Here is a 23,464-nt window from a genome sequence, read left to right as displayed (position 1 = left end):
CTCAAAATGTCCGTAACCGTCACCCAAACCCCACTTGACCACATCCCCGAAGATTTCACGCTGGAATCTCTGGCCGCATCGCTGACCCCGCAGGAAATCGACGCGCTCAATGCCGGTGAAGATCCGATCATTTCCGAAGCTGATCCAGCAGCCGATGAAATTGCCGCCCAAGCGGTGATTGATCAGGCCGCAGTGGCCGCAGCAGCAAAACCAACGCCGCCGCCAATCCCTGACACCACCGCCGCCGAGGGTTTGATTGCCGATATCGACACCAAGATTGAGGCGCTGAAAACGCAGTTCGATGATGGCGACCTCACACATTCCGAATGGATGTCGCAGCAAACCGTGCTGATCAAGCAGCAGGCACAGGCGCAAGTTCAGATCGAGCGTGCCGCCGTCGCGATTTCGGAGAACGTGGCATCCCGGCGTCAGGATTTCGAAACCACACTGGCGGGCTACAAAACCACCAATGAGTTCCTGTGGGGCGTAGATCACTTGCAGGGCTGGGATCAGGCTTTGCGCACGGTGACGGGCAACGGCCAGTATGCCGCCCTGCCAATGCAGCGCCAGATCGAGTTGGCACATGACCTTTATGCCGCAAACGTAAAGGCCGTCTCGGGCAAAGCGATCAAAGGCACGGAAGCGGCCGCAGCAGCAGAGGCGGTGACACCCAAGCCGGGCCCGCGCACTGATGCCCGCCCCGAAGCGATCCAGACCCTTGGCGGCTTCAATGGCGACGGTGATGCCGCGATTGACGATGGCGGTTTTGCAGCGATTGACCGGCTGTCGCAAACCGACCCGCTGGAGGCCGAACGGCGTGTCGCGGCGATGTCGGCGGACAAGCAGCAGGACTACCTGCGCCGCGGCGTTTAACCCCCAACAGCAGAGCGAGCAGATATGCTGATCAAGAACATCCCGCATGGTCAAAGCCAGCGTATCTGCATCGGCTCAACCGTTGCCTTTGAGATCCATGTGAACCTCAACGGCAAGGTTAGAGTGGCGATTGAGGCACCAAAAGACATGCCAATCACCATGAACGGCAAAGAGGAACCAAAGCCAGTTGTCTAGTGCCTACTAAATGTGGTAGGCGAGAGTCATTCAACCACCACGCATAGGATGTGCTTGGGTCATTTCGTCTTGACCACAAGGAGCAGATTCCATGCAAACGACTGTTGGCGTCAACTCGCCTCTGGCAGTAAAGCGGTGGGCAACCAGCCTCGCCCTCGATGTCGATAAGCAATCCTACTGGAACGGCCGTTTCGTCGGCGATGGTAAAAACTCCATCGTACAGCGCATGGTCGATCTGGAAGAAGATGCTGGCGACACCATCAAATATGACCTTGCCATGCGCCTGCGCGGCGGCATGACCTTCGGCGACAACCTTGTCGAAGGCAACGAAGAACACCTCCAGTTCTACCAAGATCAGGTGTTGATCGACCAAGCCCGCAAAGGTGCATCTGCTGGCGGCCGTATGACCCGCAAGCGCAACCTGCATGACCTGCGCCAGATCGCCAAGGACATGACCGCAGAGTATGTCGCTGAATGGCTGGACGAAGGCTATTTCGTCTACCTGTCGGGCGATGCCTCTCTGTCCGCCGTGAACCAAGATGCGAAGTTCGGGGTCGCCTTCGCTGGCAATCCGATCCAAGCGCCTGATGCTGATCACATCCTCTACGGCGGCTCCGCAACCTCGAAATCCTCTCTGACCACCGCTGACAAAATGTCGGTCGCGTTCCTTGAGCGTGTCGCGGTGAAGCCGACGATGATGAACGCGGTAAACCCTGATGTGGTGCAGCTGTCGCCCGTGTCGGTGGACGGTGCCAAGCGCTTTGTGGTGCTGATGTCGCCGTTCCAAGCCCACTCGCTGCGCACTGAAACCGGCGATCTTAGCTGGTCGAAGATCCAGCAAGCTCTGGCAACCTCCGAAGGCCGCGCCTCGCCGATCTGCAAGGGCGGTCTGGGCATGATCAACGACTTGGTTTTGCACCAACACGCCTCGGTGCGCCGCTTCGCTGACTATGGCGCCGGTTCCAACGTGGGCGCAGCTCGCGCATTGCTGTTGGGCCGTCAGGCTGGTGTCGTCGCCTACGGTGCAGCCGGTAACGGCACCCGTATGACGTGGGTCGAGAAGCTGGCCGATGCTGACAACTTGGTCAACATCTATGCCGGGCTGATCGTGGGTATCAAAAAGACCCAATACAACGGCAAGGATTTTGGCGTCGTGGCGCTCGATACCGCAGCCAAAGACCCGAACACCTAAGCATAACAGGGCGGCTCCACACGGGGCCGCCCATGCTTTCGCCGCCCTGTTTCCATTGGCTGATCCCATCGAAGGACTCCCGAAATGTCTACAAAACAATCCGCCTTCTTCAAGGGTCTCGCACGGACCCCAATGCCTTCGCCGTTCAAGGCCGGTGACGGCCATACCGTTCTGGCATCGCATGTATTCCTCGAAGATGTGCTGACCACCGATGTTCTTGAGCTGATCCCGCTGCCGCCCGGCTGCCGTGTGACCGGCCTTGATTTCGTGACCGAGAACATCGGCGCAATCAACATCAACATTGGCTTTATGAGTGGCGTGTCTGGCGATGCCGTGTCGGTTCGCACCTGCGGCGCAGAGTTCGTAGCGGCAGGAGCAGCCAACGTGGCAGCATCGACAGCCCTGCTGTCGCTGATCAACGCGGGCATCGCATCGGGCGAAATTCGCTCGATTGGGCTGGTTCCTGCTGCAAACATCACCCTTGGCTCTACTAAGAAGATCCACACGCGCCTGCAATTCGCAGCGTAACGCGCCACTGACTGCCTCGGGCCAGCAATGCGCCCGAGGCAGTTTCACATAGATAGAAAGGCATCTGCCATGTCTGCAATCATTATGAAATGTCTCTTGCTGCGCCTCGGCGGCACCAAGATCGATCTGGACGGCACCCACTACCACTTCAGGGATGATGGGCTGGGCAACCATGTCGCCACCATCGACAACATGAAGCATGTTTCGCGGCTGGCAGGTATTCCAGAGGCTTACGAGATTTTCGGAAGCGCCACAGCAACCGATACCGCGATTGGCTTGGGTGTCACGCTCACATCAACGGAGTACGAGGCAAGCACGGCGGCAACGCAAGAGCCTGTGGCCCCGTTGGTTGATGCACCTGTGGCCCCGGTCGCGCCAACGGTTGTAGCGGACGCCCCGGAGCTGAAAACCACAATCAACGCGATTGCAGGATTTCCCGAGAATATGTCCAAGGATGAACTACGCGCGGTGTTCCTTGCCGAAGTCGGCCGCGAACCAAGCGCAAAGGCCAAGCCTGAAACCATGATGGCGACTATCATCGCTGTCCGCGAAGAACGCGCTGGCAAGTAAGCCAGCGCACCACAGCAATCAAGGGCGGGGCCAATGGCATTTCAAGCAAAAGACGTGATGGGGTCGGCATCCACCATCCTGCAAGATGCTGGCACCATCCGCTGGACACCGCCAGAGCTTCTCAACTATCTCAATGAAGGTGTCCGCGAGATTGTCGCGGTCAAGCCCAATGCGGCATCGCAAACCGTCAACATGACGCTGGCTGCTGGCCCAAGGCAAACGCTGGAGGCCACCCATACCGTACTGTCGCGTGCAGTTCGCAACGTGGTTTCCGGCAAGCCGATCCGCGTGCTGGATCGCCGCGAAATCCTCGACAACATGATCCCCGGATGGATGAATACTGCAAACCTGACCTATGCGCTGGATGTAGTCTATATCGTTCAGGATATGACGGACCCACGCACATTCTATGTTGCTCCGGGCGCGCTGGTGACTTCCAGCATTGAAATTGTTGTGGGCGTCATGCCCGCCGTTATTGCGCAAGGCACAAGCGTGTTGGACACCAGCACTTACACCGGGGCCGTTGGCCTGCCTGACCTCTACCGCAACTGTCTGGTGGATTACGTCCTCTACCGCTCGTTTGCCAAGGATGCAGGCATCCCCGGAGCGGCGCAGCGCGCGGTCAGTCATAAAGGGCTGTTTGATGCCGCCCTAGCCAGCATTGCCAACGGTGAAAATGCTATGTCGCTGGCCTCATATGCGCAACGCGGTCCCGGCTCGGGCCAGTAACCTCTGACGGAGGCCACAATGCCGACCACACCGCTTAAATCCTTCCTGCCGCGTGTGCTGCCTTACGTTCCCGGTTGCCCTGAAATTCTGGCGGTCGCACACTTGCGCGATGCCGCCATTGAGTTTTGCGAACGCACCAAATGCTGGCGCGTGATCACCGATGCCTATCTTGTAGAAAACGGCGAGGCGATGGTGACGCCAGCGACGGCGACAATCCATTTGATCGAAGAAGCAACGTGGAACGGGCATATCCTTCAGCCTGTCCAGTACACCGACATTCGCCCGGATGAGCTGACAGGCAACACCACCCAAAGCCCGCCAGCCTATGTCACCCAGATTGAGCCGGGCAAGGTACAGATCTATCCATTTCAGGTGGGAGGCATCCTGCGGATATCGGCGTTTCTAAAACCGCGCGCAGACTCAATCTACAACAGCGATGCCGCCAATCCTTTCGATGATGCAAACGCCGTGGTGCCAGATTTCCTATTCATGCAGGACGCAGAGTCCATCGCCTTTGGGGCCATCGCCCGCATCATGGCCGTGCCCGAACACAGGTTTAGCAACGATCAGAAGTCGCTCTATTACCGGCAGATGTTCAATGAAGCCTGCGACCGTCGATTCTCTCGCCACATGCGCGGCCAACAACGCGCGCCGCTCCGCGTGAAAGCGAGCTGGATGTGAAGCTGGCTTTCAACTCTTTCGCCGGTGAAATTCCACGGATGGAACCGCGCTATTTGCCGGAAACGCATGCGGCGGCGGCATCGGGTGCCCGGCTGAACCGTGGTAATCTTGAGCCGATGAATGAGCCGGTTGTGGTGAATACCTTTGCCAGCGATGCGCAGTCGTTTTTCGTCTATGGGGCGAGTTTCCTGCAATTCAGCACCGATGCAGATTGTGTGCAGGGGCCGGTCGCCTTGGACCGGCTCTACATCACTTATCCGGGCGGTGTTGTGCCAAAGATACTATATTCAGGAACCTACTATAATCTCGCCATTGCAGCACCAGCAGGAACGCCGACCGTGGCGCTTACCTCTGGCACCCTCGATCCCGCCTTGGCCGAAACCGTGCTTTACGCTTGGACGTGGCTTACATCGCTTGGCGAGGAGTCAGCCCCATCGCCGCTGTCGGCTGGTATTTCTTGGTCGCCGGGCTGCACGATCACAGTGACAATGCCGGGCGGGGCACCAGCCAGCCGCCTTGTCACCCTGCGCCGCATCTATCGGTCTGTAACCTCCGCATCAGGGGCGACTGAGCTGTATTTCGTCGCTCAAATCAGTTCGGCTACAACCACCTTTGCGCATGACTTGGCGACCAGCCCGACTGTTGAGGCGATCACCTCCAAAGACTTTGACGAGCCGCCCGCCACGCTGCAAGGCTTGGTGGCAATGCCCAATGGCATGATGGCGGGGTTTTCTGGGCGGGATATCTTTTTCTGCGAGCCGTATCAGCCTCACGCATGGCCCGACAAATACGCCCTGCATGTGAACGACACCATTGTCGGCCTTGCAGCCTTCGGCAGTTCGGTGGCGATCTTGACCACCGGCATGCCATATGTCGCCCAAGGCATCCATCCCGAAAGCATGGCGATGGAGCGCATGGAGGTGATGCTGCCCTGCGTTTCCAAGCGCGGAATCGTGGACATGGGTTATGCGGCGATCTACCCGTCAACCGATGGGCTGGTGCAGATATCGCAGCAGGGCGCAAAGCTGATTTCAGGCGGTCTATGGACCAAGCAGCAATGGCAGAAGCTTATCACGCCCACCACGATCCGGGCTGGCTACATGATGGGCCGCTATGTGATGAGCTATCAGACGGGCGGCACAGGCACCCGCAAGATGGCAATCATCGAGGTGGACGAGGGCGGGCAGTTTGTAATCAATGTCGCCAGCGAAGCCTATGTGGATTTCCACTATGACATTGGCACAGGCCAGCTGTTCGCGTTGCGATCTGATCTGCGCAATGTGGTGAACGTAGATGATCCAACCGGCGCGCTAAAAACTCTGATCTGGAAGTCGAAACCCGTGCGTCTTCCCGGTATCGTCAGTATGGGCGCATACCTTTTCGACACGACACCGCCCGCGGCAGCCCCCGCCTTTTCATGCGCGGTCTATGCAAATGGCGCGCTTCTATTCACCACAACCACGCCCAACGCCATCGGCCGGCTGCCCGCCAATTTGGCCGAGGTCTGGCAAATCGAGATCACCACCAACCATACCGTGACCCGGGCCGTGATCGCTGGATCGCCAGATGAGATATTCCAGTAATGGCTGATATCCGGTGGACAGATATTTTCTTCGGCAAGCTGCAAGTCTTGTTGGGAGAGCGTAGTCCAAAATCTGGAGCCGCTGTGCGGTTCAGTGATCTGGCAGGCGTTTACGATGCATCGGCAACCACGGCAAAAATGGTATTTGTTGAGGCATCCGCTGGTATCGTTACCGATTTAACCGCAGTGGAAGCGGCAGTCGTAGCTAACGTAATTGCAACCGATGCTGCACAGGCGGAGCTGAATGATCTGACCAATGGGCTTGTGATGGGTCTGGATGGGGCGCTGGCCTCGATGGAGGCAACACAAACCACGCTTGCCAAATCCATCGACAGCGTTGCCGAGTCCGTTCAGGGTTATCAGATCATTCTGGATGCTCTCGCTGATGGCTCGGTCGGCTCTGCGGTGACGGTGGCGCTGAATGGGGCCGCCATTGGTCAAGCTGACACCCTGAAAATTACCGAGGGGGCGACAGCCCGCGTAACATCCGCCCCGCCGAATGGTTTCACCATCAATATCCCGCAATCGCGGGCACTGCTGCTGGCTGGACAGCGCGTAAAGATCGGCGTTCTTGCAAAACAGCCCACGACAGGATTTGCGACCAAGTTCGGGATTATCTATACCAGTGCAGACGGGACCAGCACATATTTGCCAGCTTCCGCCAACCTCACTGCGTCTTGGAAATGGTTCACGTTCTTCTATGATATGCCCGCAGCCGTTGCCGGTGGTGCAGGCTATCTCTCGATCTTCGGCGACGATTCCAAGACGGGTAAGTCAACGGTTGTCGCGCGGGCTTACCTTGAAGTTGCGGCTGTAGCGGGCGAGCTGCCCGAGATCACTACACTGCAAGGCTCGATCACCGATATCGAGGCGCTGGACATTTCCGCGCTGGAGGGCACCGCCTTTGCCACATTTCTTACGCAGCTCGGCGTGGTGGCCGGTGGCGCGTCGGCTTTTGTCACAGCAACCGGATCGGCTGTCGCCAAATTGGCTGATGATGCCGCCGCGATGTATAGCTTGCGTGTCGGTGCCGGTGGCGCGTCGGCAGGTATGGAAATAGTTGCCGCCGACAATCCAGTTACTGGCCCTGCCAGCTCGATCAAGCTTTCCGCCAAGCATATTGATATTTTGGCCTCCTCTGTTCGGATTTCAGACAGCGGAAACATTTTCCCTGATTTCGACATGCTCGACCCGCTGTTTTACAGCTCGTCAGATAGCGCGGAGTTTTCATTCATAGGCACAACAACTGCCAGCCTCGGACGGCAGTTTCTCAATATCGCCGCAAACGCTGCGGCCAAGTCAGTAGATACGGGCTGGTTTGGTGTTGAGCCGAACACTGAATATCTCGTTTCCGGGGCAGCGTTTTTGTCATCTACGGCGGCAGGCCAAGGAACCGCAACGCTCACCATCGAAACAGGATTGGTCGATGGAGCAGGAGCCGTATCTGTCGTGACCTCGACCGTGGTGCAGGCCCGCACTGATCTCAACTACGCAGGCATTCTGACCGCGATCAGCCTGCTGACCGGGGCAACAGTACGTCGAGCGCGCTTTAAGCTGACGCGCGCGGCTGGTGGGGCAGGATTGGCCCGTGCAGGTGGATTTAAGGTACAGAAGAAGTCGGGCGCATCTCTGATAGTAAATGGATCCATCACGGCCACGAAGCTTATCCAGACCGAAGCGGTAATCACCAATACCGCACAGATAGCCGATCTGACCGTGGCTCGGATACACATCGGGGTTGGAGCCGTCACGGAGTTCAGCGAAGTCGAAACTACAATTACACACAATGGCCTTAGCACCTACGGTAGCGCTGTGGTCATAGCCGTTGAGCAGTTTACAATAGGAGCGGACGTTCCTGAAAAGCTAATCTTGACTGCCTATGTAGACGGCATTTCGTCCACTGCCAACAATATGGACACTGGACAGATTAGATTTCTCTACGCGCAGATAGTGGATAGGTTACGCGGTGGCGTGTATACGACGCTCCGCTCAGGGTCCAAGGTCGTATGGGAATACAGCACTGATGGAACGCGGATGGTGAGGGTTTTTACGGCTAACCCGTTTTTTGAGCAGTATTCTGTATTGTACAAAGACATTGATTACATTGCTGGAGACGTAATTAGAATAAACTATTTCTACGAGCGTTTCCGAGTGAGTGGCACGACTATTGATGGCTCGATGGCTGCAAGCAATGTCGGTTACACTCTCGAGGAGTTCTATAAATGATCGTGTACTATGAGGCAGCTACTGGCCGCATCGCAAAGACTGTCCGGTCCTTGGGTGCAGTAGGAACCGTTCGGACACCTCCAGAAGGTCTTGCTCAGCTTGACGCTCCTGATGTTGCAAAGCCGTTTGATTTCTACGTCAAAAACGAAACAATGCTGCCATACCCGCCGTCTCCGGGTGATTGGGCCACATTCAACTATGATACCCAAGAGTGGTTCGACCCGCGCACCGTGGATGATTTGTATGACGAGGCGCAGGCATACGTTCGCGCATTTCGTGATGCCGTGAACATCAAACGGCTCAAGGTGATCACCGCAGGCACGGACGTAGATATCACCGGTTACGGCATCGTTGCATTGCAGGGTCGCCCGGAAGATCAAACCAGCCTTCAGGGATTGGCATTTGGTGCGCAGCTTAGGATCAACTCAGGCGATAGCACAACGCTGATAGACTTCATGGATCGCAATAATGCCCATCATCAGCTCACTCCTGCGCAGATACTGGAGCTGTGGCAAAAAGGCGCCGCGTTTATCTCAGCGATCTATGCGCGGTCTTGGGAAATCAAGGAAATGAACCCGGAAACCACGGACCCCAACGACGATACGCTTTGGGAATTGGGGCCATAGGGAGCAACTGCCATGCACTTCACACGCAAAGACCAAGACAAACTGAAACAGATCGCCCTTGCGCCTACCGGATCTACCGGATGGCGCGATGATGCCGTGGCCTTCGGTGCGTCACGCGAGCAGGACGGCGTTCCGGTGGCTGTGGCCGTGTTCCAAGCCTTCACCGGGCGGGAAGCTGAGTTTCACATAGCCATGCTCGATGGCGCACGGATGCAACCAGCAATCGTTGCCTCGATGCTCACCATGTCATTCAGCCCACGTGGGTTAAACCTTGATCGGCTCTGGTGTCAGATTGCCGTGGACAACCCAACAGCGCAGGTCGCAGCGATCAAGGTGGGCTTCCAGATCGAGTATCGCAAACGGGGTGGAATTGCGGGCGGAAAAGATGCTATTGTGTTCTCAATGGCGCGAACCGGGACGGGCCAAGCTGCTGCCAAGCACCCCAACGATGAAGATGCGGATGAGGTGAACCATGGGAGGTAGTGCTCCAGCGGCCGACCCGAATATCGGGATTGCGGCCACGAAGTCGGCAGAAACTGGTCAGAAAATGCTCCAGTGGATGCAGGATCAGGCCAAGGTTACAAATAAATGGGCCGCTGATGACCGCACTCGGGATCAGACGGTATTCAAGCCGCTGCAAGATCAGTTCATCCAAGATGCGCAAGATTTCGCATCACCGGAACGAAAGCAGGCGGCGGCACTCGCAGCAGGCGCTGACGTTCAGTTGCAATCGCGCAATGCCAATGACGCCCGCATCCGGCAGTCTATGGCGATGGGCGTTGATCCAACATCCGGTCGCTTTGCGTCAGCCTCTGCAAAGGGTGCGACCGATACCGCGCTTGCTGCTGCTGGGGCCGGAAATCTGTCAAATCGTGCGATTGAGGATCAGGGGCGGTCGCTCAAAGCCAGCGCCATCAACATGGGTTCCGGCTTGGCGATCAACCCAGCAACCTCAATGGGCATTTCCAACGGTGCAATTCAGGCTGGCGGTAATGCCGCAATGTCTGGCTATAACCAGCAAGGCAATCTGCTGAACACGCAATATAACCAGCAGATGCAGTCATATCAGGCCAATCAGGCTTCTATGAGCGCGCTTGGCGGGTCAATCGGCACGGTCGCGGGCCTGTTCATGTCGTCCAAAGAGATCAAAGAGAACAAGCAGCCGTTTGAGGCTCTTGGCGCGCTTGAGCAAATGCCTGTTGAGAAATGGGATTACAAGCAAGGCCAAGGCGACGGTGGCACGCATGTCGGGCCCTATGCCGAAGACTTCCAAGCCGCGACAGGCATCGGCGATGGCAAGTCCATCGACGCGCTGTCCATGATCGGCGTCACGATGGGCGCGGTGCGCGAGCTGGCGCAGGAGGTCAAAGGCATGAAAGCGCAGATCCTCCAGTTTGCGCCGATGGGGGCTGTTGCTGATCAAAGTGGCGAAGATGAAGCAGCCGAACCGGTTCAAGAGTCCGCTGCTGCCGAAATGGCCGAGCCCATGGGCGCTATCCCGATGCCAGCCCGTAAAGAGAAACCTAAAATGAAGGTGGCAGCATGAGTGTCTCTGGAATCGCCGGGTTCCTCCAAGGCTACGGGGATGTGCGCCAAGATCAAAAGGACCGGGCAGAACGCGCGGCCAGTGGTGCCCGTCAGGACCGCTATATCGAAGCAATGGGCGCGATGCAGGGCGGCATGCCGTCTAGTGGTGGCATGGGCGCTATGGGAGGCGGTGGCGGCACAGGAACCGCAGGACCGGCACAGCCCGGCAGCAGCGGCTTGTTCGGCTTGATTGACCGCACCGAGGGCGGCGGAAACTACAACACCCTGTACGGCAACTCACAGAACGGCGGCCGCTTCGATGGCGTCAACGTATCAGATATGACCCTCGATCAACTTGCCACGTTCTCTGATCCCAGCGGCGCTTACGGCCAGTGGGTCAAAGGGGCCAACCCAAAGGGCGTGGTGGCAACCCCGATGGGGCGGCATCAGATTGTCGGCACCACCATGCGCAACACGGCCAGAGATATGAACCTGCCCGGCAACACAAAGTTTTCGCCCTACATTCAGGACGCAATGGCCGGAAACCTCACCCACAACCGGTTGGCGGGCGCGTCGAGCCCTGCCGCAAAGCGCGCGGCAATGCGTGCGGAGTGGGATGGGTTCAGCAATGTAAGCGATGCCGCTCTTGATACTGCGATTGCGCAGTTTGAAGGCAGCTATGGTCAACCACCCGTTCGCGCCATGGGCGCAACGGGCGCGTATTAAGGGGGCTTAGATGAGCGCGATTTATGGTATTTCCGGGCTGGTGGATGGCTTTGTTCAAGGCCGCAATGTCCGCAACGGCTGGGATGATCGCAAAGACGACAAGGCCCGCCAAAAGCGCATGGATGATCTGACGTTCACCCAAGACGCCCGCTCTGCGGAAGAACACAAGCGCCGCATGACGGTCTATGACGAAAACGCTTCTGATTGGAACCGCAACCGGGCCGACAATGATGCTGTGCGCAAGATCTCCGAAGATGGCAAAGCCGCATACGACGAGGGCCAACAGCAACCACCACAGCCAGCCGATACTTCCGTATCCAGCTCAGGCCCGCCAGCCGCGCCGCCTAACCCGGTTGCCGGTGTTGCTGCAAACCTTGGCATCCCAATGGGAGCGGTGCCTGATCGGTTCTCGGAAAGCATGCCGACTCCCGAAGCCTTGATGGAAAAGTATGCGACAGACCCAGCACCAGTGCGGTCTGATCGCGCCGAGGCTGGAAATAGTGGCCCAACAGCACAGCGTTTCCAATCCGAACGGTCGGAAGCTGGCAACCTTGGTCCGCGTCAGAAGGTTGCGGTGCGCGCTGAAGCATCGGGCAACGCTGGCAGTATGGCTGGCGCGTCCGGTGTTGTGCCTATGGGGGCAATGGAGCCTGAATTTATCGCTTTACCACCGCAGAGCCGTGCGATTGAGGATGAGCTTGCGGCATCCGGCAATGTCGGGCCCAGGTATATCCCGAATCCGAAGTATCAGCCCCCGGCACCGCCCGCTGCGGTCGCGCAGCCCTTTCAACGCAACGCGCCCGGTGGTGATCCCCGCAGCAAGTCGGCAGGCCCGGCCTTGCCGGAAGGGTATGGAGCAGTAGATTACGACCACCAGTATGGATTCCGCGGTGACGGGCTGCTGTCCGATATTCAGGCGGGCTCAAGGCAGACTCTTGCGGGCATCAACAAGATAGCGCCTGAAAACTACAGCCCCGATATGTCTACGTTCAAGGCCGTCACTGATGCCGGGAACAAGGTGGGTGCCTATGTCATGGGCGAGAAGCCCCCGACGATTCCGCTCAAAGATGGGCTTGCCGGTTTGAGCGATACCTACCAAGCAAACTTCCCAGACGGTCAAAGCCCCCGCGTTGCGCCTATGCCTGCACCAGCTGGCACTGCGCCCCCGGCCCAATCCGAAGGCATGGGTATCGGCCCGCGTGTAGGTAAGGCATCCCCAGCGCCTGACAGTGCCATTGTGGCTGCGGCAGATGCAGCACTGGCTACGACCAGCCCCGCCACCCAAGAGGCATTGCAAGCGGCCGCGGTGAAGGCCGGGCCGATGGGCGTAAACCCGACTGAAAAGGCTGGGGCAGAGCATGCCGAGAAGTTTGCCGTATCGTTCAACGATTATTATCTCAAAGAAGTCGCCCCAAAGGTGATGGAAGAATACTTGCGGCAAGGCAACATCGAGAAGGCCACAGGGTTTCAGGAGTTTATTGACCGCAAGGAAACCCGCGCCGGTATGGAGAATTGGGTAAAGGCCGCCCATGCCATCACGCTTGGCGACTATGACAAATTCGCGGAAAACATGCTGGAGGCGTACAACCGGCTCGACTATTTCCCCGATGGCACCACGATTGTCAAAGAACAGTCGGGCATTACCTATGGCAAAGACGGCGAACCAAACGGTGCGCGCGTGACGTTCCGAGACGAAGCGAGCGGCGATACATGGGAAAAAGTCTACGGCAGCGTCGATGATATGGTCAAAGAGGGCATGACCCTGCTAGCGCCGGAAGTGGCCTTTGAGCATTACGCCGCGCAGAATGAAGCGACCAAGTTCAAGCCAGTTGATCCGGTTGCAGCGCAAAAAGACCTAGATAAGCGCGTCGATGATGCGGCCAAGTCGATCTTTGAGAAAAGCATTGGCCTCGATGGGCAGCCGACAATCCCCTACGACGAGGCGCGCAAACAGGCAGAAGCCGCAATTTCTGGCGGCCAAGGCCAGCAACAGCTTCAAGGGCCACCAGCGCCGCCGCCCGTCGCATATCGTCCACCCGGTGCATGAAACCTTGTCCGCTACCCACTAGATGATGTATGACTAACTAAATCGGCTGCCATAGGATGTGTCGGCCATTCTTCTGATCGTGAAAGCCATTGGGCCAAGCGATCCGCATGAATGGATGTAGACCATGGCAGAAGGCATGTTTGGTTTTGGCGCAATGGGCTCAATGCCTGATCAGGCAAAGCCAGATCCAGCGCAACGCCGCCGCTTGATCGAAGCATCTGCAAGCCAACATCAGGTGCCCGCCAATGTGCTGATGGCACTGGACGAGTCCGGGATCAGCGACTTCGACACCGCCGCGCAGAAGATTGCCGCTGACATGAAGGGCGGGAAAACCGTCGATCAGATTGTCGGGACGGATCTGATGAGCCGGGCCTATGATATCGCCGACAAGATATATCCGCGCCAACCTGAGCCAGTGGCCACAGATCGCCCGAAGGACGCGAACATACTTCGGGACACGTTTGGCGCCTTATCAGTCGGGGCATCTGATGGCCTGTCTATGGGGGTAGAGTACCTTGGTTCTTTATCTGACCGTGCAATTTTCGAACCATTCACTGAGGGAGCGCTTGGCCGAAAGGTGCCTATTGCGGCCCCCGTTGCGAAAGTCATCGCTGGTTGGTTGGGCGATGAAGGGCTGTCAGGATATCTCGATGAAAGCCTGATCTCGCAAGCCGCATTGGATTCCGAGCGGGACTTCATGCCAACCGGCGACATTACTGACTTCTCCACGATTGAGTGGGGGAAAGACCCAAGTATCCGGGGTGCCGTGACCGCTGGTGCGCGCGTACTTGGCACCATGGCCCCCATTATCGCTGCTTCATTGCTGAGTAAGAGCCCCGCACTTACTGGCGCCGCAGTTGGCGGCCTTATGGCAGGGGGTGACGGCCAGCGGCTCGCAGAGGATACCATTGAGGCCAAGTGGGCTGAGAAGATGCCTGACGGCAGGTCGGTCCTTGAGTCCGAAACTCCACTGTTTCAGAAATACATCTCTGAGAACATGACTCCAGAGCAGGCAAAAGACCGGATCAAAGCCGATGCAATGGCATGGGCAGGAGATATGCAGGCTATTGTCGGTGCATTTGGAGGCGCTGCAACTGGCAAAATCGCGCATGGAGCGCTCGGTCGCGCTGCGGGTGGAGGAATGGTCCGCCGCGCCGCCGTGTCAGGCATCGGCAGCGCCGCCGAGGAAGGTGCGCAGGAAGTTGTCGAGGGCATATCCGCCCGCGAGGGTATCAACATCGGTGCTGGCACCAACATCAGCACTACCGCAGAATCATTCCCCAACCTTGTCTTGGGTGCAATGGGTGGCGGGCCATTCGGTGCCGTCGCTGGTGCTGCGAACCGTCCTGCGGGCCAACCCGTCACTCAGCCTCCACTCACGACCCCCAATTCCCAACCTCTCGGCGATGGCAGCGCCGGGGGTCAGGAAGCTGCTCCAGCTATGGGCCTCCCCGGACCAGATGCAGGGGCGGCTTCCGCCAATATGCCACCAGCAGCTCCAGCGCCAATGGCCGACGATGGGCTCACCGCAGCCACGATTGCCGCACCAACCGGGCCGATTGGCCGCGCCGCAGCCCTTGCGCCGGATCTCACCCCGCAGCCAGAGGCCGTGCCTCCGCCTTCGTTCTTCCCCGATCAGAAACCGGGCAGCGCAATCAAGCTCTATGACCCCGAAGGTGAAGTCACGCACAACGCTGTTTTCCTTGGTGAAGGCCCAGATGGTGTTTCCGTCCGCGTCAACGGCGAAGAAATCGTGCTTGACCCCCAAGAGTTTGATCAGGCGCGCAATGAGGCACTGCGGCTAGAGGAAGAAGCCAAGGCAGCAGCTAAAGGGGCTGGGAAAAAAGCCCCACAGAAACAGGCAGAAGTGCCTGCCTTGGCACCTGAAAGTGAATTATCGGTTGGTCATGTCGATGATGCGGCACCAGAAGCATTGCGTGAGATGGGCTACTACGATGGGCCGTGGAATGAAGATGCAACCGCACCGCCCGCGCAACCGACAGATGCCGTCACAGGGAAGCAAGATGTCACGCAAAATGTCAGCCCGCCAAGCCCTGAGCCAGTTGCAGCAAATGGGGGAGGTGTCGCCGGAAGTGGCGCAGTCGCTCAGCAAGGCGCTGGACAAGGACTCGACGGAGGTAACGCTTCTCCAGCGCGGGACGCCGGAGTGTCGGGCGGCGATGCTGATATTCCTGCTGCGGGAACCGGCAGCGAGCAACCTTCTGCACTGACCGCCCCGCGCGCGCCAGTCGCGCCCATGCTCGATGATGGCCTTGCTGCTGATCACGTCACCAAGGCCGACGATGACGCGGAACGCGCTCAGGCCGACGCTGAGCAGGAAGCCGCGATCACCAAGGCCGAAGCGGATATGCGCGATGTGGTGATGCCAGACAAGGCGCTAGCATCAAAACCCGTTGCCGACAGCACTAAGGCTGATCCTGCCAGCAAAGAGCAGGCCCGCCGCGAGTGGGGGCAGTTTCTGCCGATTGCAGCCAATGGCAAAAGCGCTTGGGATGGCGAAGTTGCTGGTCGCAATGTCTTGGTGCGTCCCGGCAAGGTTGTGGTTCGTGCCAAGCCGGATGGCCCAAGTGATTTTGACCGGGTGATCGACACCAAGGGCATGTCAGAGGATGATATTGCCGCTGCCACCCAAGGGGCGATGAATGAGCTGGATAAAATTGCGCCTGTGGCGGAATCCGAGCCTGTTGATCAAGTTGTAAAACCTTCTGCCAAGCCGAAGCAAAGCCAGATCGGCGTCAACGCCGAAGGCAATCCGCTGTTTGAGGATGCCGATGGCGTTCGATCTTATCGCCAGAATGGCAACAGGGTTGTTGAGCCATTGGTCAAGGTGAATGGCGAGAACCGCTGGCAACCGAAAGCTGATCGTGGTGCCGGGTTTAAGACCGAAGTGGAGCGTTCGGTTGCCGATCCGGTGAAACCAAACGAAGAAACGGTGGATGCCCCGCTCGCAAAACCCCACACCCCCGCGCCGCCAGCGAAACCAAAGCTGTCGCCCAAAGCCGCCCGCACTGCGCATGACGCCCAGATCGACGCGCACTTCACCCCCGGCAACATCGTGTCGGCTTACGGCGGCGGACATGATAGGGTTGTTGCCTTTGAACGGGATAAAGATGGCGGCCCGAAAGTTACCGTCGAATCCGTGGTGAAGCAGGGTGATAAGTGGGTGAAGAACCCCAGCGATATGCGCGTGCGGAGCCACGGCACCACGCCAAGCGAGCGCGAGCTGCGCGCGGGGCCAGTTGATCGTGAGCAACAGCAAACCGTTGCCAAGGAGCCAACGCCAGCGCCGACCGCCGCAGAAATCGACACTGCCGCCGCAGAGGCCGACAAGAACCCCACAGACGCCCAGAAAGAGGCGGGCAACTACAAAATGGCTCACGCCGCTTGGAACGGCTTGGACATCACCATCGAAACGCCGAAGGGCGCGCTGCGCAAAGGCAAAGATGCCGATGGCAACGAATGGTCGGTGAAGCTGCCAGCGCACTACGGCTACCTGAAGCGCACGGAAGGCGCAGATGGTGATCATCTCGACGTTTACATGGGCGATAATCCCGATAGCGATGTCGTAGTGGTGGTCGATCAGGTCGATGCCGATACGAAGAAATTCGATGAAACCAAGTCGATGCTGGGCTTCACCAACCGCAAAACCGCGCTGGATTTCTATGTGCAGGGCTTTTCTGACGGCAAAGGTGCCGACCGGATGGGCGCGCACAAGGTTATGACTGTCGCCGAGTTCAAGGATTGGGTGGCGAACGGGGATACGACCAAGCCGGTTCGGTTGGAGGGTGCCGCCGTCGCTCCAGCGAAGCCTGCTGGCAAGATCGCTGACTTCGGCGAAAAGCTGGACGGTGCAGCCAAGGATCGTTGGAAGGGCTTTGCGAAACGTCTCGGCGATGTGCCCGATGGCGATGTCGCCAATCATCCGCTGTCGAAGTCGTGGCCGGAACCCAACTATGCGGCGCTGATCGAGGACGGGGCCGATCCTTGGTCAGTGGCATTCATCCGTGCCGCCCGCCAGCATGTGCCGCGCAAGCCGCAGGGCTGGAAACTCAAGGGCTGGGTCGAAGCCGTGAAGTTGCTGCGCACGTTCTCACGCAGCCTTCTGGATGGCGTCATAGATCCGCAAGGCATCCGTGACCGGTTGGAGCAGCCTTCGATGTCGCGTCTGCGTGACGACATCATGGGTGCGGTCGATCTTTATCTTGCCCTCGGCCATGATCGCGATCTGACTGGAATCAAGCTCCAACACTCCACCCCATATCTGTCTGACGGCAAAATGACCCAAGCCCGCTATGAGGTGATCGGCCCCGGCGCGCGCAACTGGCCCAAGGTTTTGGCCTTCGGTGCAACCAAAGAGGCGGCAATTCAGGCTTTCAAAGCCACTGGCACGGATACCACTGCCGAAACCGCCAAAGCCAAGAAAGGCCCGGAGTTCCTGATCTACAGCGCCAAGCCCAAGGGTGGCGAGGCCTATGTGTTCATCGGCGTGAAAGTCGCGGGCAAGCCCGTAGAAGTTCAACGTTTTGCCACCAGTCAGGAGGCGCGCGCCTACCGCACCAACAATCGGGCCGATCTGGAAAAACGATTGGCCGCGATGAAAGAGGTGCCCAGCGAGCGCCGCGACACCAACAGCGAGCGGATCGGCGATGATCACCGCCTTGGCGCAGATGTCACCCCGGAAGCATTCGAGCAGACCTTTGGCTTTCGTGGTGTCCAGTTCGGAAATTATGTCGAGGGCGCGCGCCGTCAGCAGGACTTGAACCAAGCCTATGACGCGCTGATGGATTTGGCAGGCATCATCGGGATTCCGCCCAAGGCTCTTTCCTTGAATGGGCAGATGGGCTTGGCTTTCGGCGCGCGCGGGCGTGGCGGGAAAACCCCGGCAAAGGCGCATTACGAGTCCGGCAATATCGTGATCAATCTGACCAAGGACAAAGGGGCGGGCTCGCTGGCGCATGAATGGTTTCATGCCGTCGATAACTATTTCGAGCGGATGCGGGGGCGGCCTGTCGAATTTGTCACCAACAACCCGGCCCCGCGCAAGACTGGCGAGGCTGCGGACGTGCGGCCAGAGGTGTTGCAGGCCTTCGCCGATCTGCGGGAGGCGTTGCGCACCACGAAGCTGAAACCGCGCTCCGCCGTGATCGACAAGATGCGGTCGACTCCCTATTGGTCCACCGGCGTTGAAATGCACGCGCGGGCGTTTGAAAGCTACGTCATCGCCAAGCTGCGCGATCAGAACGCCGCCAACGATTATCTCGCGAACATCGTTTCCGAGGAATATTGGAAAGCAGCGGCGGCCTTGCAGGGCTTGGAAGGCGATAGCTATCCTTACCTGATCGCCGATGAAGAACCAGCGGTGCGGGCGGCTTTCGACAAGCTGTTCACTGTAATCGAGACGCGGGAAACAGATCGCGGCGTCGAGATGTATTCGCGGTTCCCAGATGGCCAAGAGCCTGCGGATATGGATTCTGCCTTTGCCGCCGAGATCATGGCGGAGTTGGCATCGGTCGATGATCTGTTCCAGAACCCCACGGCACAAGGCACCTCAATCAAGGCGGTGTTTGGCGAGGTTGACCCAAGCGTCACCTATGTTGGTGATGTTGCCACGCAGGGCGAGGCCAGCGCATTTTCGGAACGGGCTGAAAAGCTTGGGGCCGAAAAGATGCACCTTCTTCGCACGGGTGGGCAGGACTTCTTTGTCTATGAAGGCGATGGCAACGTCTGGATGGATGTCAGCAACATGACGGAAGGCGGCGCGGGCAGCGCCGTCTATTCGGCGGTGGCTGATTACGCCTATAACTCGGGTCAGGTGTTCATTGGTGATCCAGAAGGCCTTTCCGACATCGCGTTGCGGCGCAGAACCGAGGCAATGCTTTCTTCGGCGCTTAAGCACGGCACCACCAAGCATTTGGAGCCCCATGAACGGCAAATTAAAGGTGATGCGGCCCTTGGTGTAACCCCGCTGGTCTGGACGGATGGCGATACAGTTGGTAATGTCGAATCACTGATTGATGTCAGTGTGGAAAACCTTATCCATCATGTGCCGGAGGTAGCCGATGCTCGATACGATTTCGCAACAGGCACCTTCCGAGATGGTGAAGGCGAGTCCATTGCTGATGGGCGCTTTAGAGCATGGAGTACCACTGCCGGAGCTAGAGCGGCAGGCGCGGGGCGCAAAACGCTTAAGCGAGGCATTCTCCTCAATACCTTGGCACACACGCCGAGCGGAAAAAGACCCGGACTACTGGAACGATCTCTACAGCAGTCGGATAAACTGGTAGCGCGCGGCCTCGGCAAGATATTCTACAGCCGAGGCGATGTTGCCAATTCCAAACCCATCCCGGTTTCATCCCTACTCGCGATTTCAGAGTCGATTGCTGCCGAAGTAAAATCGGCTGGGCTGGCTGGCAAGGTTTCGCCAATCCTTGTGCGTCGTCTGCTGGATCGCAACGGCATCCCGATCCAAGGGCGGCAGGCCGGGGCGCAGATTGAAATCTCCGCGGACTCGGCTGATCCAGTTGGCGTCATGCGACATGAGATTGTTCACGCCCTGCGGGATGAATCGCTCTGGTCAAAGCCCTATGGCTTGTTCACTGGCGTAGAATGGCGGACGCTGGTGGCGGCGGCGCGTGGTGATGTTGAGATCATGGCGCGGGTGGAGAAGGCATATTCCGATAAATCCCCCGCAGTACAGACCGAAGAAGCCGTGGCCGAGATGTATCGGGAATGGGCAGGCGCTCGGGCTGCGGCGGGGCCGGTGTCGCGGATATTCAACAAGGTTGCGGCGTTCTTCCGCGCGTTTGCTTCGGCGCTGCGCGGTGAAGGTTTCACAGATGCGGCCATGGTCATGGAGCGGATTGCTGGCGGTAAGGTCGGCGGGCGCGGGCAGGATGGTGGCGCTGACATTGGGCCAAAGCCTGATGCCTCGCCCGATGCGGCGGCCTCGGATGAAAAGGAAATGCGCAATCCACTGATCGCAGTGCAGGATAAGTTCAAGGGTTTGGTTGGCTCGCGCCACTGGAAAAACCCCGGCGAATGGGTTTCCAACATCGTCACCGATAAGATGGTGGGCGATAATGGCTACAACGCTCTGTCGCTGGTGCCCGGTCGGGCGCTGTTCGCCGAGTTGGGTAAATATCTGCCCGCAGCCAAGGCCTATCTGCGCCAGAAGGAGGAAATGGATTCCGTGCGCAACGAGTGGCACGCGCGGGCCGATGCCGTGGCGCAGCGCTGGCTGGCCGCCCAGAACAAGAACCCTGACGCCAGCAGCAAAATGTCCGACCTGATGCACAGCTCAACGCTGTCCGGTATCGACCCTTCCGAGCCAGATACCTGGGTGCATGCAATGGATGCGAGGGCGCGGCGTGAGATTGCGGAGAATGGCGATAAAGCAAGCGATTGGGCCAAGGATGCGATGCGCGAGATTGAGGCGCATGAAGGCAGCTACGCCAAGCTGAGGGCTGAATATAAGGCGCTGCCTTTAGAGTTCCGCCAGCTCTATCGCACGGTGAAATCTGGCTATGATGCCATGGGGCAAGCTTCCGAAAAGGCGATCCTCCAGAACATCCAGAACGCCACGAAGATCGGCTTGAAGCGCGCGGTTCGCACCCATGAAAAGGAAATCGCGCGCATCCGCGATGAAGGGCTGGAAGGTGTGGAGCGGGACGAGGCCATTGCCGCCGCCGATGCCAAGTTGAAAGCGGTGAAGATGCGCGGTGGTTTCTCGGCGCGTGCGCGCTTGGCCGCTCTGCGCAAGAAGTTTGAGTTGAACCGGCTCTTGGGCCCATATTTCCCTCTGGCGCGCTTCGGCAACTATTTTGTCACCGTGCGAAATTCCGTGGGGGCCGTCATTTCGTTCAGCAAGTTCGAGAAGGAGAGCCAGCAACAAGCCTTCATCCGTGAGATGAAAGAAAAAGGCGAAACCAAGATCGAGCATGGCACCATGGATGATGCGCAAAAGCTGCGCGGGCAGATCGACCCAAGTTTTGTCGCTGACATCGAGAACATGCTCGCCGAATCCGGCGCCAGCGATGAGGTCATGGATGCGGTATGGCAGCACTGGCTGGGAACCTTGCCGGATATGTCTATCCGCACCTCGAGTATTCACCGCAAAGGCCGGGCTGGCTACAGTGCCGATGCCTTCCGCGCGTTCAGCAATCAGATGTTCCACGGTGGCCACCAGCTCGCGAAGCTGGAGCATGGCCTGCTTATGGAAGAACACCTCAACGACGCAACTGAACAGGCGAAGGTTGCTGATAACCCCAACCGGGCGCTGCAAGTCGTGGCCGAGATGAAGAAGCGCCACGACTTCACCATGAACCCGAAGGGCAATCGTTACGTCGCGTATATGTCCAATGCGGCCTTCATCTGGTATCTCGGTGCCACCCCTGCGGCGGCACTGGCGAACATCACGCAAACCACAGTTGTCGGCATCCCGTTGATGTCGGCACGGTTCGGCAAGGCCGGGGTTGTGGGCGTCACCAAGGCACTCGGCAAAGCCAGCAAGGACTTCGTGGCAGGCCGGGGTAAAGTTTCCAAGCGTGTTGCTGGTGTCCCGGTCTGGACCGATCAGTGGACGGCGGAAAACTCGCCGAACCTGACCACAGAGGAAAAAGCGGCGCTGGCCGAGGCGGTGCGGCGCGGCACCATCGACAAGACGCAGGCGCACGATCTGGCATCTGCGGCGGAACATGGCATCGAATACAATGCCCGCCGTGAGAAATGGATGAAGCGGATCGGCTTCTTCTTCCATCACGCCGAACGCTTTAACCGCGAGGTCACATTCCTTGCCAGCTATCGCTTGGCCAAGGCTGAGGGGCTGGACCATGCTGCGGCGGTGGATGCGGCTGGCGATCTGACGTTCAAAATCCACTTCGACATGCAGAACAACAGCCGCCCGCGCTTCATGCAGGATAACATGGGCAAGGCGCTGACCACGTTCCGCCAGTTCACCGTGAACATGCTGTGGCGGTTGTTCCGCGACACCCACCAGATGCTCAACGGTGCCACCAAAGAGGACCGCCGCGAGGCCCGGTTGCAGCTTGTCGGCCTCACCCTGTCGATGATGGCACATGCAGGTATCCGGGGCGTCTGGGGCTATGGCCTGCTGATGATGCTTATGGGCATGCTTGCCCCCGGTGCTGATGACGACGACATCAAAGAATGGCTGCAAGAGGCGCTCTTGATGCAGGGCGATTCCGCTGGTGTTGCGGCATGGAATTTCACAATGGGTGCCGTGCTAAATGGTGTTCCCGGCCAGATCCTTGGCGTCGATCTGACGGACCGTATCGGCATGCCAAACCTTTGGTGGCGCGATGCGCCGAACGATCTGGAAGGGGCTGACCTCTATACGCACCAAGTAATGAATTTGCTTGGCCCAGCCGTTTCTATTGGTGCAGGAGCTGCCCGTGGCGTGCAGTTGGCGGCGGATGGCGAATGGTGGCGCGGCACAGAAGCGGCCGTTCCCAAGGTAATCCGCGATGGCATGAAGTCGGTTCGATATGTCGGCGATGGCGTCAACACCTTGAAAGGTGACAGCCTGATCGAAGGCGTTTCGCCGTATCAGGCAATCGTGCAAGCCATCGGGTTTACCCCGGCCGAGATTGCGGAGCGGTATGACATCAACAGCCGCCTGAAAGACCGCGAGATGCAGGTGACGGATGAACGCAGCGGCATCCAGAAGGCGGCGGCAAAGGCGATCTTGGCTGGCGATGGGATTCCGGCTGACATTCTGGCCCAGATCGGCGACTTCAACAGCCGCTATCCTGAATATCCGATCACTGGCGAGTCGATCAAGCTGTCAGCTCGCAGCAAGATGCGCGCCTCCGATCGGTCAGAGTTTGGGATTATTCTTAATCCGAGGTTGAATGATCGACTGCGGGCAGAGCGGGCAACACCAATCGGGCGATAGAACGCCACATATATTCTCAGACTAGAAC

General features: G+C 58.5%; 15 protein-coding genes. All 15 read left to right on the top strand.

From position 1 onward, the window contains the following. Nucleotides 1–6: 6 nt before the first annotated feature. Nucleotides 7–873 carry a hypothetical protein gene (locus Q7V03_RS05245; protein ID WP_304924552.1) on the top strand — a complete coding sequence of 289 codons (867 nt, stop codon included), beginning with the start codon at nucleotides 7–9 and terminating at the stop codon, nucleotides 871–873. A gap of 24 nt (nucleotides 874–897) precedes the next feature. Then, entirely contained in the window at nucleotides 898–1,068 is a 171-nt protein-coding gene (locus tag Q7V03_RS05240; RefSeq protein ID WP_304924551.1) for a hypothetical protein, read from the top strand. Between the two features lie 91 nt (nucleotides 1,069–1,159). After that, nucleotides 1,160–2,260, top strand: a complete 1,101-nt coding sequence (locus tag Q7V03_RS05235) for a N4-gp56 family major capsid protein (protein ID WP_304924550.1) — start codon at nucleotides 1,160–1,162, stop codon at nucleotides 2,258–2,260. An 84-nt stretch (nucleotides 2,261–2,344) separates the two neighbouring features. Beyond that, nucleotides 2,345–2,788 (top strand): hypothetical protein, encoded by a 444-nt coding sequence (locus tag Q7V03_RS05230; RefSeq protein WP_304924549.1) that lies wholly within the window; start codon nucleotides 2,345–2,347, stop codon nucleotides 2,786–2,788. A 69-nt stretch (nucleotides 2,789–2,857) separates the two neighbouring features. Next, complete coding sequence (locus Q7V03_RS05225) at nucleotides 2,858–3,358, top strand: hypothetical protein (RefSeq protein ID WP_304924548.1); 501 nt, start codon at nucleotides 2,858–2,860, stop codon at nucleotides 3,356–3,358. Nucleotides 3,359–3,391: 33 nt separating this feature from the next. Beyond that, on the top strand, nucleotides 3,392–4,087 hold the full coding sequence (locus tag Q7V03_RS05220) for a DUF6682 family protein (protein WP_304924547.1): 696 nt from the start codon (nucleotides 3,392–3,394) through the stop codon (nucleotides 4,085–4,087). A gap of 18 nt (nucleotides 4,088–4,105) precedes the next feature. Beyond that, a complete protein-coding gene (locus Q7V03_RS05215; protein WP_304924546.1) occupies nucleotides 4,106–4,768 on the top strand; it encodes a hypothetical protein in 663 nt (220 codons plus the stop codon). Further along, on the top strand, nucleotides 4,765–6,351 hold the full coding sequence (locus Q7V03_RS05210; protein ID WP_304924545.1) for a hypothetical protein: 1,587 nt from the start codon (nucleotides 4,765–4,767) through the stop codon (nucleotides 6,349–6,351). The genes Q7V03_RS05215 and Q7V03_RS05210 overlap by 4 nt, the downstream gene beginning before the upstream one ends. Continuing rightward, nucleotides 6,351–8,576, top strand: a complete 2,226-nt coding sequence (locus tag Q7V03_RS05205; protein WP_304924544.1) for a hypothetical protein — start codon at nucleotides 6,351–6,353, stop codon at nucleotides 8,574–8,576. The genes Q7V03_RS05210 and Q7V03_RS05205 overlap by 1 nt, the downstream gene beginning before the upstream one ends. Beyond that, on the top strand, nucleotides 8,573–9,202 hold the full coding sequence (locus Q7V03_RS05200) for a DUF4376 domain-containing protein (protein ID WP_304924543.1): 630 nt from the start codon (nucleotides 8,573–8,575) through the stop codon (nucleotides 9,200–9,202). Before Q7V03_RS05205 ends, Q7V03_RS05200 begins: the two co-directional genes overlap by 4 nt. Before the next feature lie 12 nt (nucleotides 9,203–9,214). Further along, a complete protein-coding gene (locus Q7V03_RS05195) occupies nucleotides 9,215–9,685 on the top strand; it encodes a GNAT family N-acetyltransferase (RefSeq protein ID WP_304924542.1) in 471 nt (156 codons plus the stop codon). Further along, nucleotides 9,675–10,748: a tail fiber domain-containing protein gene (locus Q7V03_RS05190; protein WP_304924541.1), complete on the top strand. Its 1,074-nt coding sequence runs from the start codon at nucleotides 9,675–9,677 to the stop codon at nucleotides 10,746–10,748. Before Q7V03_RS05195 ends, Q7V03_RS05190 begins: the two co-directional genes overlap by 11 nt. Then, the gene (locus Q7V03_RS05185; RefSeq protein WP_304924540.1) at nucleotides 10,745–11,455 is read left to right on the top strand and encodes a hypothetical protein; all 711 of its coding nucleotides are present in this window, start codon (nucleotides 10,745–10,747) and stop codon (nucleotides 11,453–11,455) included. The genes Q7V03_RS05190 and Q7V03_RS05185 overlap by 4 nt, the downstream gene beginning before the upstream one ends. Before the next feature lie 10 nt (nucleotides 11,456–11,465). After that, entirely contained in the window at nucleotides 11,466–13,502 is a 2,037-nt protein-coding gene (locus Q7V03_RS05180) for a hypothetical protein (protein ID WP_304924539.1), read from the top strand. Nucleotides 13,503–13,626: 124 nt separating this feature from the next. Further along, the gene (locus Q7V03_RS05175; RefSeq protein ID WP_304924538.1) at nucleotides 13,627–23,436 is read left to right on the top strand and encodes a PLxRFG domain-containing protein; all 9,810 of its coding nucleotides are present in this window, start codon (nucleotides 13,627–13,629) and stop codon (nucleotides 23,434–23,436) included. Nucleotides 23,437–23,464 lie beyond the last annotated feature (28 nt).

The sequence above is a fragment of the Cypionkella sp. genome, from assembly GCF_030652235.1.
GTDB lineage: Bacteria > Pseudomonadota > Alphaproteobacteria > Rhodobacterales > Rhodobacteraceae > Cypionkella.
Note: the sequence above shows the minus strand (reverse complement) of the source record. Positions and strands in the feature narration are given on the sequence as shown.

Excerpts from the sequence above, each read along its gene's own strand:
- Q7V03_RS05190 (WP_304924541.1), top strand. The coding sequence starts at position 9,675 with ATGGGAGGTAGTGCTCCAGCGGCCGACCCGAATATCGGGATTGCGGCC.
- Q7V03_RS05175 (WP_304924538.1), top strand. The coding sequence starts at position 13,627 with ATGGCAGAAGGCATGTTTGGTTTTGGCGCAATGGGCTCAATGCCTGAT.
- Q7V03_RS05235 (WP_304924550.1), top strand. The coding sequence starts at position 1,160 with ATGCAAACGACTGTTGGCGTCAACTCGCCTCTGGCAGTAAAGCGGTGG.
- Q7V03_RS05215 (WP_304924546.1), top strand. The coding sequence starts at position 4,106 with ATGCCGACCACACCGCTTAAATCCTTCCTGCCGCGTGTGCTGCCTTAC.
- Q7V03_RS05220 (WP_304924547.1), top strand. The coding sequence starts at position 3,392 with ATGGCATTTCAAGCAAAAGACGTGATGGGGTCGGCATCCACCATCCTG.
- Q7V03_RS05225 (WP_304924548.1), top strand. The coding sequence starts at position 2,858 with ATGTCTGCAATCATTATGAAATGTCTCTTGCTGCGCCTCGGCGGCACC.
- Q7V03_RS05205 (WP_304924544.1), top strand. The coding sequence starts at position 6,351 with ATGGCTGATATCCGGTGGACAGATATTTTCTTCGGCAAGCTGCAAGTC.
- Q7V03_RS05240 (WP_304924551.1), top strand. The coding sequence starts at position 898 with ATGCTGATCAAGAACATCCCGCATGGTCAAAGCCAGCGTATCTGCATC.
- Q7V03_RS05245 (WP_304924552.1), top strand. The coding sequence starts at position 7 with ATGTCCGTAACCGTCACCCAAACCCCACTTGACCACATCCCCGAAGAT.
- Q7V03_RS05195 (WP_304924542.1), top strand. The coding sequence starts at position 9,215 with ATGCACTTCACACGCAAAGACCAAGACAAACTGAAACAGATCGCCCTT.
- Q7V03_RS05230 (WP_304924549.1), top strand. The coding sequence starts at position 2,345 with ATGTCTACAAAACAATCCGCCTTCTTCAAGGGTCTCGCACGGACCCCA.
- Q7V03_RS05180 (WP_304924539.1), top strand. The coding sequence starts at position 11,466 with ATGAGCGCGATTTATGGTATTTCCGGGCTGGTGGATGGCTTTGTTCAA.
- Q7V03_RS05200 (WP_304924543.1), top strand. The coding sequence starts at position 8,573 with ATGATCGTGTACTATGAGGCAGCTACTGGCCGCATCGCAAAGACTGTC.
- Q7V03_RS05185 (WP_304924540.1), top strand. The coding sequence starts at position 10,745 with ATGAGTGTCTCTGGAATCGCCGGGTTCCTCCAAGGCTACGGGGATGTG.